The organism is Yersinia aleksiciae, assembly GCF_001047675.1.
GTDB lineage: Bacteria > Pseudomonadota > Gammaproteobacteria > Enterobacterales > Enterobacteriaceae > Yersinia > Yersinia aleksiciae.
The window spans coordinates 1,591,410-1,606,230 of record NZ_CP011975.1 but is presented as its reverse complement, the minus strand read 5'-3'; the positions used below and the strand labels follow the sequence as shown (position 1 = coordinate 1,606,230).

Sequence of the window (14,821 nt, the reverse complement as noted above, 5' to 3'; positions counted from 1 at the left end):
ACCATGAAATTCAGCCTTCAATTTACAGCCGAAGCGTATTACCCGATAAGAGTCCAAGAGTGACGCTGTGTTAGCGTTGATGTGAATGACCTGAGATGGGTAAGGGGAAGGGTAATGACACAACAGATAGTCGGCACGGAGTTAGTTTTCACCCAGCATTTTAATACTGCTGAGCGGCAGGTTTTGCCTGATGAGGCCATCGAATTTTTGGCTGAATTAGTGGCAAAATTTGCAGAGCCGCGTAGCAAACTCCTTGCTGCGCGGGCCTCTTGGCAACAGGTGATTGACCAAGGCGCACTACCTGATTTCATTTCGGAAACCAATTCCATTCGTGAAGGTAACTGGAGAATTCAGGGTATCCCTGCGGACTTACGTGATCGTCGCGTTGAAATCACCGGGCCGGTTGAGCGCAAAATGGTAATTAATGCCCTCAATGCGAATGTGAAAGTCTTTATGGCCGACTTTGAAGATTCGCTGGCACCTAGCTGGGATAAGGTTATTGAGGGTCAGATTAATTTGCACGATGCGGTCAAAGGCACCATCTCTTATGCGAATGAATCCGGCAAGATTTATCAGTTAAAACCCAATCCAGCGGTGTTGATTGCCCGCGTTCGTGGCCTGCACTTGCCAGAAAAACACGTTAAGTGGCAGGGAGAAGATATCCCCGGTGGCTTATTCGATTTCGCGTTGTATTTCTACCATAACTATAAGTTATTGCTCGCGAATGGCAGCGGCCCCTATTTCTATCTACCAAAGATGCAGTCCTATCAGGAAGCGGCTTGGTGGAGTGATGTTTTCACCTTTACCGAACAGCGTTTTGATCTGCCACAAGGCACCATTAAGGCGACGGTCTTAATCGAAACCTTGCCAGCAGTATTCCAGATGGACGAGATCCTCTACCATCTGCGCCACCACATTGTTGCCCTGAATTGTGGCCGCTGGGACTACATCTTCAGCTATATCAAAACGCTGAAAAATCACAGCGATCGTGTGTTGCCCGATCGTCAGTCGGTCACCATGACTAAACCCTTCCTGAGTGCCTACTCTCGTTTACTGATCAAAACTTGCCATAAGCGTGGCGCGTTGGCGATGGGCGGTATGGCGGCCTTTATCCCGAATAAAGACCCAGAAAAAAATGCGCAGGTATTGGATAAAGTTCGTGCGGATAAAGAGCTGGAAGCCAGCAACGGCCATGATGGCACATGGGTTGCACACCCAGGGCTGGCCGATACCGTGATGGACGTCTTTAACAAAGTTCTCGGTAATCGGCCAAACCAATTAGAGGTGAGCCGCGCACAGGACAAACCGATCATTGCCGCTGAGTTGCTGGAGCCTTGCAGCGGCGATCGCACCGAAGAAGGTATGCGCGCCAATATCCGCGTCGCGGTGCAATACATCGAAGCATGGATCTCTGGTAATGGCTGTGTCCCGATTTATGGCCTGATGGAAGATGCCGCCACGGCTGAGATCTCCCGAACTTCTATCTGGCAATGGATTCATCACCAGAAAAGCCTGAGCAATGGTCAGACGGTGACGAAAGCGCTGTTCCGCAGCATGTTGAGTGAAGAAATGCAGGTAGTGAAGCTTGAGCTTGGCGCAGAACGTTTTGATGGTGGGCGGTTTGAAGAAGCTGCACGTCTGATGGAGCGTATTACAACACAAGACGAGCTTATCGACTTCCTGACGTTGCCAGGCTATGCCCTATTAGCTTGAGTTCACACCCTATTTAACCCTACAAAATCGAATAATAAGGAATATCGCCATGACAACCTCTCGTACTCAACAAATTCAGCAGTTGGAACAGGAATGGAAATCGCCGCGCTGGAAGGGGATCACCCGCCCTTATAGCGCTGAAGAAGTGATCAAACTGCGCGGTTCGGTTAACCCAGAGTGCACGCTGGCACAGCATGGTGCGAACAAATTGTGGGCGCTGCTGCACGGCGAATCGCGCAAAGGTTACATCAACTGTCTGGGGGCGCTGACAGGTGGTCAGGCATTGCAACAGGCGAAGGCCGGTGTCGAGGCGATTTATCTGTCAGGTTGGCAGGTTGCCGCCGATGCCAATACCGCGTCCAGCATGTATCCAGACCAGTCACTGTATCCGGTCGACTCGGTACCCGCGGTGGTAAAACGCATTAATAACAGCTTCCGTCGTGCGGATCAGATTCAGTGGTCGAATAATATTGAGCCGGGCAGCAAAGGCTATACCGACTATTTCCTGCCGATTGTGGCAGATGCTGAGGCGGGTTTTGGCGGCGTTTTGAATGCGTTTGAATTGATGAAAGCGATGATTGAAGCTGGCGCGGCGGGCGTTCACTTTGAAGACCAATTGGCGGCAGTGAAGAAATGCGGCCATATGGGCGGCAAAGTTTTGGTGCCAACACAGGAAGCGATTCAGAAGCTGGTTGCTGCCCGCTTAGCTGCTGACGTGCTCGGCGTGCCAACACTGCTGATTGCACGTACCGATGCCGATGCTGCGGACTTACTGACCTCCGATTGCGACCCTTATGACAGCGAATTTATTACTGGCGACCGTACCGCCGAAGGTTTCTTCCGCACCCATGCAGGTATCGAGCAAGCCATCAGCCGTGGTCTGGCCTATGCCCCTTACGCTGATCTGGTGTGGTGCGAAACCTCGACCCCGGATCTGGCGCTGGCGAAACGCTTTGCTGATGCTGTTCACGCTCAATTCCCTGGTAAATTATTGGCTTATAACTGTTCTCCATCATTTAACTGGAAAAAGAATCTGACCGACCAGCAAATCGCCAGTTTCCAGGAAGACCTCTCCGCGATGGGCTACAAATATCAATTTATTACGCTGGCGGGTATCCACAGCATGTGGTTCAACATGTTCGACCTGGCCCACGCCTACGCACAAGGCGAGGGCATGAAGCACTATGTTGAGAAAGTACAGCAGCCAGAATTTGCCTCTGTCGAGCGCGGCTACACCTTTGCCTCTCATCAGCAAGAAGTGGGTACTGGCTACTTTGATAAAGTCACCAATATCATTCAGGGCGGCGAATCCTCAGTTACCGCACTGACTGGCTCGACGGAAGAGCAGCAGTTCTAAGCAACTGATTGATCAGCGTGCGTTTTATCAGGAGCCTGCTTATGCAGGCTCTGTTCCGTATGGCAGGGGGTGAGCATGGCGGTAAAATTAGAACAATTAATCGCTCAGACAATTTTGCAGGGATTTGATGCACAATATGGCCGTTTTCTGGAGGTGACCGCCAGCGCCCAGCATCGTTTCGAGCAAGCAGATTGGCATGCGGTACAGCAGGCGATGAAAAAACGTATTCACCTCTATGACCACCACGTGGGATTAGTGGTCGAGCAGCTCAAACACATCACCGACCAACGCCATTTTGATGCCGCCTTTCTGGCACGGGTCAAAGAGATTTATACCGAGCTGTTACCGGATTATCCGCGCTTCGAAATTGCGGAAAGCTTTTTTAACTCGGTTTACTGCCGCTTGTTCAAACACCGTGATTTAACGCCGGACAAACTGTTTGTTTTCAGCTCACAACCGGAGCGGCGCTTTCGTGAGATCCCACGGCCTTTAGCTCGCGACTTTACCCCAAAAGGGGATTTGAGCGGCATGTTACAGATGGTGCTCAATGACTTACCGCTGCGCCTACCGTGGGAAAATCTGCCACGAGACATCGATTATATTGTGGCTGCCCTGCGGCAGACCTTTACCGATGAGCAACTTGTCGATGCCCGCTTTCAAATCGCCAACGAACTCTTTTATCGCAACAAAGCCGCATGGTTAGTGGGCAAACTGCGACTGCCGGAGGGGATCTTCCCATTCCTGCTGCCTATTCATCACAATGAATCAGGCGCATTATTTATCGATACCTGCCTGACCAGCAAGGCCGAGGCCAGCATCGTGTTTGGCTTTGCCCGCTCTTACTTTATGGTTTACGCGCCACTGCCCTCGGCCATGGTCGAATGGCTACGGGAGATCTTACCGAGTAAATCGACGGCTGAGCTGTATATGGCGATTGGCTGCCAGAAACACGGTAAAACTGAAAGCTATCGTGAATATCTCACTTTCGTCCATCAATCCAGCGAACAGTTTATTATTGCACCGGGGGTCAAAGGCATGGTGATGCTGGTCTTCACCTTACCCTCATTTGATCGGGTATTTAAGGTGATCAAAGACCAGTTTGCGCCGCAAAAAGAGGTCACTCAGGCGCGGGTTTTAGAGTGCTACCAACTGGTTAAAGAGCACGATCGCGTCGGGCGCATGGCAGACACCCAAGAGTATGAGAACTTTGTCATCGATAAGCACCGTATCAGTCCTGAACTGCTGGCTGAGCTACAGCGGGAAGTGCCGGAGAAACTGGAGGATTTAGGCGATCAAATCATCATTAAGCACCTGTATATGGAGCGGCGAATGACGCCACTGAATCTCTATATGGAGCAGGCGAATGATCAGCAGTTGAAGGATGCTATCGAAGAGTATGGTAATGCCATCAAACAGCTGGCCGCCGCCAATATCTTCCCTGGCGACATGCTCTTTAAAAACTTTGGCGTGACCCGCCATGGGCGCGTGGTGTTCTACGATTATGATGAAATTTGCTATATGACCGAGGTGAATTTCCGCGACATCCCCCCTCCGCGTTATCCAGAAGATGAGATGGCTAGCGAGCCGTGGTACAGCGTGTCACCCAATGATGTGTTCCCAGAGGAGTTTCGTCACTTCTTATGCACCGACTTAAAAATCAGACACTTTTTTGAGGAGGTGCACAGCGACCTGTTCCATGCCAGTTATTGGCGTGGGCTGCAGGCGCGCATTCGGGATGGGTATGTGGAGGATGTTTTTGCCTATAGGCGGAAGCAGCGCTTCTCCCAGCGGGCTTTAAATTAACGGGTTCTGCGCGCAGGGCGCATCCAAACGCCTTTCGTTCGCTACGCCTTGATTGGATTGAAAAATACAGATTCAAATGAAGGGGGATCGTGCCGTTGGGGTCGTAGCGGCGTGAGCCGCCGGAGTGCCCCTAGGTGCGGTAAACCCTTCGAGCACTGAACCTCTCGGTCACCGATCGACAAAATTTAACGCTATTTTTCATTACATTACATCCCTAACCACGGCTCCCACCCCCGTAGGATTGGGTGATCTCTTTCGCGGCGTGGATGACCAGTGCGCCCAATTCAGTCACGCGATCGTCGGTGATGCGCGATACCGGACCGGAGATGGAGATCGCGGCGAAGGCTTCGTGGTGTTCATCGAACAGGCAGGCGGCGATACAACGCAGGCCGAGGGCATGCTCTTCATCATCAAACGAATACCCTTGCTTACGAATCAGCGCTAAATTCTCCTTCAAACTGGCCGGATTGGTACGGGTATGCTGAGTGTAGGCGTGCAGCCCTTTCTTATGTAACAGCTGCACCAACTGATCGTCGCTCAGGGTGGAGAGAAAGGCTTTACCAGCTCCGGAAGCATGCATAGGCAGCTTACCGCCAATAGGGGCGGACATCCGCATCAGCGCCGTACACTGCACCTGATCGATAATAATCGCCTGATAATCACTGTGATCCAGCACCGCCAGATTCACCGTCTCGCCGGATTCATCCATCAAACGGCGCAACATCGGGTGAACCATGGCCAATAAATTACGGCTCTGCAAAAAACTACTGCCGACAATAAAAGCATGAGAACCCATGGTCCAAAGTCCTAAATCCCCCACCTGACGGACAAAACCCTGCTGTTGCATGGTGGTCAGCAATCGATGGGTGGTGGAGTTCGGCAAACCCGCCTGTTGGGCCAAATCCGTCAATGCCACACTTCCTTGCGCTTCGGAAATATATTCCAGTAATTTAAGCCCGCGCGTCAGTGACTGAACCTGACCTGTTACCGCAGGCATTGTTTGCGCGGCTGCCTTGGGTTTCTTGCCTCGCTTAATTGGAATCGGTAACGCCATAAATTAGCCTCTTCTTTATTCTTATGGAATTCATTTTCGTTTTTCAATTATGCATGCAAACCCCAAAAAACGCTCATCCGATGAGTTAGGTTTTCTACCTGAAAAAGTCTCAACTGTGAGTGGACTCATAACGCGAGTAACTTGTGCTAGGATGTCAGACGGGTATGTCGAATGGTTTATTTTTGCAGCATGTCTGATACGTACAAATCGCAAAAAATAGATGCGTCGGATAATGGCAAGACAACAGGGTAAAGAGGCGGCAGTGGTGGATACAGCAACAAAGAATAAGGTTAAGGAGTTACATCAGCAACTGGCACAACGGATTTTGGTGCTGGACGGCGGCATGGGCACCATGATCCAGAGCTATCGGCTGGAAGAGGCGGATTACCGTGGCGCGCGCTTTGCCGATTGGCCCAGTGATCTGAAAGGTAACAATGACTTACTGGTGCTTTCTAAACCGGAAGTGATTACCGCCATCCACAATGCCTATTTGGAAGCGGGCGCTGATATTCTCGAAACCAATACATTTAACTCCACCACTATTGCGATGGCAGATTACCAGATGGAGTCGCTGTCGGCGGAAATCAACTATGAAGCCGCCCGTCTGGCCCGCATCTGCGCCGATGAATGGACGGCCCGCACACCTGACAAACCACGCTATGTGGCTGGGGTGCTTGGCCCGACCAACCGCACCGCGTCTATCTCCCCTAAAGTAAACGATCCGGCGTTCCGTAACGTCAGTTTCGATCAATTGGTCGAGGCTTATCGCGAGTCAACTCGCGCCCTGATTGAGGGCGGTGCCGATCTGATTATGATTGAAACCGTCTTCGATACCCTGAATGCCAAAGCGGCCACCTTTGCCGTCGAATCTGAATTTGAAGCCATGGGCGTGCTGCTGCCGGTGATGATTTCGGGCACCATTACCGATGCCTCGGGCCGCACATTGTCAGGCCAAACCACCGAAGCGTTTTATAACTCCCTGCGCCACGTCAAGCCGCTCTCCTTTGGTCTGAACTGTGCTTTGGGGCCAGATGAGCTACGCCAATATGTCGCGGAGCTATCGCGCATCTCTGAATATTATGTCAGTGCGCACCCTAATGCCGGTTTGCCGAATGCCTTTGGTGAATACGATCTCGACGCCAAAGAGATGGCTGATCACATTGGCGAGTGGGCACGTGCCGGATTCCTGAATATTGTCGGCGGTTGCTGCGGCACGACCCCACGGCACATTGCAGCGATGGCTAAAGCCGTGGCTGGCGTACCGCCACGCCAGTTGCCCGATATTCCGGTCGCCTGCCGTTTGGCGGGGTTGGAGCCGCTGACCATCGATGCCAATACGCTGTTTGTTAACGTCGGCGAGCGCACCAACGTTACCGGCTCTGCCCGCTTCAAACGGCTGATAAAAGAAGATAAATACGATGAAGCGCTGGAAGTGGCTCTTCAGCAAGTCACCAGCGGCGCGCAGATCATCGACATCAATATGGATGAGGGCATGCTGGACGCAGAAGCGGCCATGGTGCGCTTCCTCAACCTGATTGCTGGTGAGCCGGATATTGCACGTGTGCCAATCATGATCGACTCCTCGAAGTGGGAGGTGATCGAGAAAGGGCTGAAATGCATTCAGGGCAAAGGCATCGTCAACTCCATCTCAATGAAAGAGGGCGAAGAAGCTTTTATTCATCATGCCAAACTGGTTCGCCGTTATGGGGCCGCCATGGTGGTGATGGCGTTTGATGAAGCGGGGCAGGCGGATACCCGCGCCCGTAAAATCGAGATTTGCCGCCGCGCCTATAAGATTTTGACTGAAACGGTGGGCTTCCCGCCGGAAGATATTATTTTCGACCCCAATATTTTTGCCGTGGCGACTGGGATTGAAGAGCATAACAACTATGCCGTTGATTTTATTGAAGCCTGCGCCGATATCAAAGCCGAGCTACCCCATGCGATGATCTCCGGCGGCGTCTCCAACGTCTCCTTCTCCTTTCGTGGTAATGACCCGGTACGTGAAGCGATCCACGCGGTGTTCCTCTATTACGCGATTCGTAACGGCATGGACATGGGGATCGTGAACGCCGGTCAGTTGGCGATTTATGATGATCTGTCTGATGAGCTGCGGGATGCGGTTGAGGACGTCATTCTCAACCGCCGCAGTGACAGCACCGAGCGCTTGCTGGATCTGGCCGAGAAATACCGCAGCAACAAAAGTGGTGAAGTGGCGATTCAGCAAGCGGAATGGCGCGGCTGGCCAGTGGTGAAGCGCCTCGAGTACTCACTGGTGAAAGGGATTACCGAATTTATTGAGCTGGATACTGAAGAGGCCCGCCAGCAGGCTGATCGTCCCATTGAGGTGATCGAAGGGCCTTTGATGGCCGGGATGAATGTGGTTGGTGACCTGTTTGGCGAGGGGAAAATGTTCCTGCCGCAGGTGGTGAAATCAGCTAGGGTGATGAAACAGGCGGTGGCCTATCTCGAACCTTATATCGAAGCCAGCAAACAGAAAGGAACGACGGCAGGTAAAATCCTGCTGGCGACGGTGAAAGGCGATGTCCATGATATCGGTAAAAATATCGTTGGCGTGGTGTTGCAGTGTAATAACTACCAAATTATCGATTTGGGCGTGATGGTGCCAACCGAAAAAATCCTACGGACGGCGCGGGAAGAGAAAGTGGATATCATCGGCTTATCTGGCCTGATTACCCCGTCGCTGGATGAGATGGTTAACGTGGCGAAAGAGATGGAACGTCAAGGCTTTACGCTGCCACTGCTGATCGGCGGTGCGACCACCTCCAAAGCCCATACCGCAGTGAAAATCGAGCAGAACTACAGCGGCTCGACCACCTACGTTTCTAACGCTTCGCGCAGTGTTGGCGTAGTGTCCGCGCTGCTATCTGATACTCAACGTGATGATTTTGTGGCGAAAACTCGCAAAGAGTATGAGACCGTCCGTATTCAACATGCCCGTAAAAAACCGCGAACCCCACCGGTCAGTTTGCCTGTCGCGCGGGCGAACCACACCGTCATCGATTGGGAAAACTACACGCCACCTGTCGCGCACAAACTCGGTGTACAGGTGGTGGAAGCCAGTATTGAAACCTTGCGTAATTACATCGATTGGACGCCATTCTTTATGACTTGGTCGCTGGCGGGCAAGTATCCACGAATTCTGGAAGATGAAGTGGTCGGTGAAGAGGCCAAGCGAGTCTTTGCTGATGCGAATGAGCTGCTGGATAAGCTGTCGGCGGAAGGTTTGCTGCACCCGAAAGGGGTGGTGGGTTTGTTCCCGGCCAACAGTGTCGGTGATGATATCGAGATTTACCGTGATGAGCGGCGCGACGAAGTGCTGGTGGTCAGTCATCATCTGCGCCAGCAAACTGAGAAAACAGACTTCCCTAACTACTGTCTGGCTGATTATGTTGCCCCCAAATCCAGTGGCAAAGCGGATTACTTCGGTGCCTTTGCCGTCACCGGCGGCTTGGAAGAGGATGCACTGGCCGACGCCTATGATGCTCAACATGATGACTACAACAAAATCATGATTAAGGCACTGTCAGATCGTCTGGCGGAAGCCTTTGCAGAATATCTGCATGAGCGGGTGCGCAAAGTGTATTGGGGCTTCTCGCCCAATGAAAATCTGAGTAACGAAGAGCTGGTGCGCGAGAATTATCAGGGCATCCGCCCAGCACCAGGCTATCCGGCCTGCCCAGAACACACGGAAAAAGGCCAAATCTGGCAGTTGCTGGATGTGGAAACTCACACCGGAATGAAGCTGACCGAGTCTTTCGCCATGTGGCCGGGGGCATCGGTATCGGGCTGGTATTTCAGCCATCCAGAGAGTAAGTACTTTGCCGTGGCGCAGATTCAGCGGGATCAGGTGGAGGACTATGCCGCCCGTAAAGGGATGCCTGTGGCCGAGGTTGAGCGCTGGTTAGCCCCGAATCTGGGTTATGACGCGGACTAACGCCTAACTCGATGATTCTATAAAAGAAAAAGGAGGTCACCAGCAATGGAGACCTCCTTTTTTAATCCGCGTTTAGCGGGATTAGGGGGGAGTTTTAGCCTCGCGTTATCCCCGAGACTGCATTTTTTTGCTCAGAGCCACCCTGAGCGCTGATCAGCGGTATTTTGCCGTCTGTAATGTCGCTGAAACCATCCCCAATAACACCGGCGAAGGAGGAAGAACCACTCACTCTGGCCCCGCCTTCGGTGTGTTTACCCTCAATATCTTGTAACTCAAGGCCATTGGTTTTCAACGAAACATCACTGTTTTTATTGGATATTTCTCCACCAATCAAATGCGTTTTACCCTTAACGTTTAGGTTGACACTCTGCTTACCGCTAATGGCTGATTGTGCCTCAACGGCGTTGTTCTCAACCACGTTAACATCAATTTTGGCACTCCCACTCCCCCCTTTGACCTGATCTTCCTGAACGTTACTTTTGACTTTCTTCCCGACGTTTTTCGCGCCTTTTTGCCACCATTTATCTTTGGTTTCTTCTTCATCCTTTGATTCGTCTAATGTCACTTTTTTTCCGTCGTTGGTATAGCTGACGAGTTTGACGTTATCCTCTTCTTTGGTGGTGAATTTGCTTGAGATCTGGTCATATTGTTTTTTGACCTTGTCGAACAATTTGTTGGACTTTGTATCTAATTTTTTCTTGATTTTATCTTCACCAATCGGGCTGGCACTGGCTAACTGGTTAATCATGCTGTCTTGCTTGCCGTTACTGTGGCCGGCACCCAGTGCGACATTGACATTGGTTTTGTACAGCTCATCGGTACGACTTTGGACTTTTAGGTCACCGCCAATAGTGCCATTAATATTATTAGCGGCGATGATAGCGCCAGCCAGCTCGGTATCTTTTGCACTGTTCAGAACAACGTCAGAGCTGTTGATCTGGGTATTTTGTTGGGTGATAGAGTCCAGTTTATCAACGCCAACAGCTAATTTTGCGCCGATATCATGTATCTTCTCGCGGCTATTTCTATCAACTATGCCTTTGTCATCCTTATTGACGGAGGTGTTCTGACTCGCATTCGCAGCGATGTTAACGCCCCAGTTATTTTTGTGCTCTTTATCCTGCGCTGACTCCAGTAAGATGCCACCATTGTTGGCTGTCAGAACAGTTTTCTGGCTAGTGATATTGGCGTTCTGTAGATGAATAGCTTGTTCATCATTACTGTCCACTTTTATCGTCAAGGTCCCATTACTATTGATAACGCTTCCCTGATGTTTAGTGACAGATTCATCGGTGTTCTCGACCTTGACTTCCAACCCAGCCCCCAGACCTTTGCCATTTTTTTCTTTACTGCTACTTTTACTAGCACTTGCATTGGCGCTAGCTGACCAAGTCATATCTTGTTTGGATGAGTGTGATTGTGCGGCTTGCATATCCACTTTCCCGCCTGCCGTGAGCAGAATATCGCCAGTGGGCTTTTCCTTGCTGCCAAATGATGTGCCAGTCAGTGTCAGATCCTGCCCTGCGTTCAGTTCAACGCCTTGCTCTCCCTGAATATTGCTGACTTGGGCAATAGACATGTTGTTTTGCCCCTGACTGTTACCACCACCTAATCCCGCGCCAAACTCTTTGTTGCCAGGAGTCGTGCCGAAATTGATTTTGGCATCGGCATCAACGTTATTGTGGTTTTCACTGGCAAGATGGGTCGCTTGATCAAAGTGAACATTACCGCCTGCATTGATCGTTGTTTTCCCGGTTCCTGCGTTGATATTGGTGCCTTGATAAGTCGCATCGTTACTCACGTTAATATTGATACCATTAGTGGCATTCATGCTGCCAACCTGCGCAATCTCACCGTTGACGCGATGATTTTTAGATCCACCTTTCCCCTTACCATCAACGGAAATATCACTGCCTGTACTGGTAGCAACCCGAATGTCTGCTTCACCAAAGGTCTCTTTAGTTTGTTGCTCAACACGATTAACAGCGGCCTCTGAAATATGGCTGCCTGCATTCAGGGTAATTGACCCTTTATCTGCCTGATATTTTGTCCCTTGATCTTTGACTTCATCGGTGGCGCTAAGCACGATGCTGCCGCCTTGTATTGATGTCCCGACCGATTGGGTGTTATTGAACGTGGTCTCTTTGGTACTCCCTTTGGCATAGAGATCTATCCCGACGTCAGGTGTACCGATGTTGTCTGTCGCTTCCATCATGCCGCCAATATTTTCATCTTGTACATTTTTTATGACATCTTCAACAGGGCGGGTAACCTTACTATAGTCAATATTGGCACCATAACCGACATCAATCTGGGTGGTGGTGGTATTGGTTTTCTCGCGGTTCTCTGCTGCCAGGTTCTGGATATTTTCGCCCTGTACTTGATAAGCACCATCCACTTTATGGTCGCTTCCTTGATTGGTGACGTCTTTAGAGGCAGTGATATTCAGGTTGCCCGCTACCTGTGAGCCAGATACCACCGCGGTTGAATTATCGGCGGTTGTTTGGGTCTCTTCATAACTGACATTTGCACCACTACCCGCTTTATCCATCCCGCCGGTATAGTGGGCATCAATACCGATGGTCTCTTTCTCTTTATTGCTGGTGAGGGTGTCTTGTGCTGCCACGAATGAGACGTTTTCACCTTTAATATCCGCATCGCCTTGGGTGGTTACAATAGTTGAACCGGTGAACGTAATATCTTTATCGGCCTCCAGTTTTATTGACCCCCCTTCAAGGGTTGCACCATGATGTGTGACTCTGTCCATTTTTTCACTTTCACTGGTATGCTCGAGTTTTATCCCCGCCTTATACTGATTTTTATCATCATCACTGGTAAAGCCTTCAATAATTAACTGCGTTTTTTGCTCATCAATTTTCTGCTGCTCTACTGCGGCCTTAACATTGATTTCACCGAGTGTTTCAATGCCCAGTTCGCCAGCACTTTTTACCAGGCTGCCAATCACATCGACATTATCTTTACTCACTATTTTTAGATTGGCTTCTGACGCCAACTCACTACCGGTAATTTTTTCATCACTGTTATTCGCTTTATGGGAACTGCCAGTAATATTAAAGGCAACCCCAGTACGCTCATCAATTTTAGTGGTGGTGGTGCTGATAGCATTATCAATCTTAATACCACCTTGCTCCGCTTGGACATAACCATCTTTAGCGGCTTTTACTTTGCTGCCGGTAATGGCGACACCTTTATTGCCAGTAATAAGAATATTGCCGTTTGCCGTTATTTCGGAGCGGTGACTGGTTTCCGCATTTTTATCGTTATTGTTGTGGTCAATACCGCCTAACCCCAAGTTTTGTTCGTTTCTTCCGCTTGTTTTTTTCTGATTTATAGTTTTTTGTACATTGATCTGTACTTCGTTGGCCGTGATCAGTAAATCATTACCGGCCGATGCGTGAGCAGCACGGGTAGTGACTTTTCCTCCTGCCGTTAGGCCCAGATTTCCACCTGCCTGAAGTGTGGTTTTGTGCAGGTCTTGGGAGGCTGATTTGTTATCCCAGGTTATATCTTTAGAAAGATGGGCATAATCATGACCTTTGTTGTGGCTCAAATCCTCCGTAATTGCACCTTCCAGTTGTAGGTCTTTCTTGGCTTTGAACGAAAGATTCTTGCCTGCTTTTATCGCTGAGCCTGATAGTTTTATATCTACATCTGTTGATATTAGAGATATATTATTTTCACCAATGATAGAAGTACCAATGTTTTTTTGTTGTATATTCCTATTACTTTCCGATTTATTCCATTTGCCAAGGCCAAGAACGCCCTTTCCACCCTCAGATGATTCATTGGTTTGGCTATTGGTCAGTGTTAAGGTATCTAGCAGAATATCCCCACCCTGGAGCGAAATATTGTCACCCTTGATTTCTGTTGCTGTGAGATGATTTCTCTTATTAGCAACGAGCGTAATATTTTTACCTGTCAGTTTGGTTTGTTGCAGACTTTGCGTGGTGTTGTTTCCGTTTTTATACTCTTGGAGATTCCCGGATGCACGGATACTATTGGCTTTAAGATTAATATCATTACCCTGTAAATTAGCCGCCTGTAAATCAAGATTACCCGCAATTGAGGTCGCAATGGCTTGCGCTGCACTCAAATTACCGCTGATTTTTACGCCACTGCCTTCACTGGTGCTGACTAAATTAATACGTCCAGCTTTCATTCCCCCTAAATAGCTACTATCCAGTTTGGTTGCATTTTTATTGATGGCTTGTATCAGTTTGCCATCTGCGGAGACTCGGTTGTGGCCAGATAGCGCATTGATTTCACCCGCAGTAATATCGGCTTCGCTATAAATCATCGGCGCGATTAAATCCAATATGCCGTTAGTCGTGACGGAGCCCATCATATTCAAACGTTTATTGCCACTATTGGCAGTATTAAAACTTTGTAATACACCTTGTTCAACTAGCGGATTACCAACGACGAGTGAGGTACGGTTAGTATTAATAAAGCCACAACCAAAGCAACTAATGCCATTAGGGTTAGCCAATACATAATCAGCCGCCATACCAAAAACTTCCTGCTTGCCCATTAACAATGATGGGTTACGACCAACGACTTCGTTAAGAATAATGTTGGCGGCCTGACCATTGAGGTTTGAGTTAGCTGATAACTGACCGGCAAGTTGTGACTCTCCCCCCGTCGTTGAGTTGTTAAATACAGCACCAGGTCGATTCACATTAAATTCCTGGAATTGGTTATGGGATAATCCTGACGCAGAGGGTTTTACGATATTAATAATATCTTTCCCCATCTGTTTGCTGAGATCAGGTCGATGGGCATTATCACCAGCACCGACCATCCCAGCGGCATAACAGGTGGCAATTGAAACTGAAATAATACCGATAGCGGCCGCCAATTTACCTGCGGGAGAGAGCTTGAACTTATTTTTTTTCACTTTATATCTCCAGTTATA

At 49.7% G+C, this 14,821-nt stretch carries 6 protein-coding genes; 4 read left to right on the top strand and 2 right to left on the bottom strand.

The features are described from left to right. Positions 1-114: 114 nt before the first annotated feature. From aceB to aceK, 3 genes are all read left to right on the top strand, one after another. The gene (gene aceB / locus ACZ76_RS07340) at positions 115-1,713 is read left to right on the top strand and encodes a malate synthase A (protein WP_048618152.1); all 1,599 of its coding nucleotides are present in this window, start codon (positions 115-117) and stop codon (positions 1,711-1,713) included. A 49-nt stretch (positions 1,714-1,762) separates the two neighbouring features. Continuing rightward, positions 1,763-3,070, top strand: a complete 1,308-nt coding sequence (gene aceA / locus ACZ76_RS07335) for an isocitrate lyase (RefSeq protein ID WP_048618150.1) — start codon at positions 1,763-1,765, stop codon at positions 3,068-3,070. 75 nt (positions 3,071-3,145) lie between these two features. Next, positions 3,146-4,873 (top strand): bifunctional isocitrate dehydrogenase kinase/phosphatase, encoded by a 1,728-nt coding sequence (aceK, locus tag ACZ76_RS07330; RefSeq protein WP_048618148.1) that lies wholly within the window; start codon positions 3,146-3,148, stop codon positions 4,871-4,873. A 214-nt stretch (positions 4,874-5,087) separates the two neighbouring features. Here the strand turns inward: aceK and iclR are convergent, their stop codons facing one another. After that, positions 5,088-5,927 (bottom strand): glyoxylate bypass operon transcriptional repressor IclR, encoded by an 840-nt coding sequence (iclR, locus tag ACZ76_RS07325; RefSeq protein ID WP_048618147.1) that lies wholly within the window; start codon positions 5,925-5,927, stop codon positions 5,088-5,090. A 262-nt stretch (positions 5,928-6,189) separates the two neighbouring features. Here iclR and metH point away from each other — a divergent pair, with 262 nt between their 5' ends. Next, positions 6,190-9,885 carry a methionine synthase gene (gene metH, locus ACZ76_RS07320; RefSeq protein WP_048620231.1) on the top strand — a complete coding sequence of 1,232 codons (3,696 nt, stop codon included), beginning with the start codon at positions 6,190-6,192 and terminating at the stop codon, positions 9,883-9,885. Positions 9,886-9,979: 94 nt separating this feature from the next. On the opposite strand, the gene ACZ76_RS07315 is transcribed toward metH, so the two are convergent. After that, positions 9,980-14,803: a hemagglutinin repeat-containing protein gene (locus tag ACZ76_RS07315; RefSeq protein WP_048618145.1), complete on the bottom strand. Its 4,824-nt coding sequence runs from the start codon at positions 14,801-14,803 to the stop codon at positions 9,980-9,982. Positions 14,804-14,821: the final 18 nt, after the last annotated feature.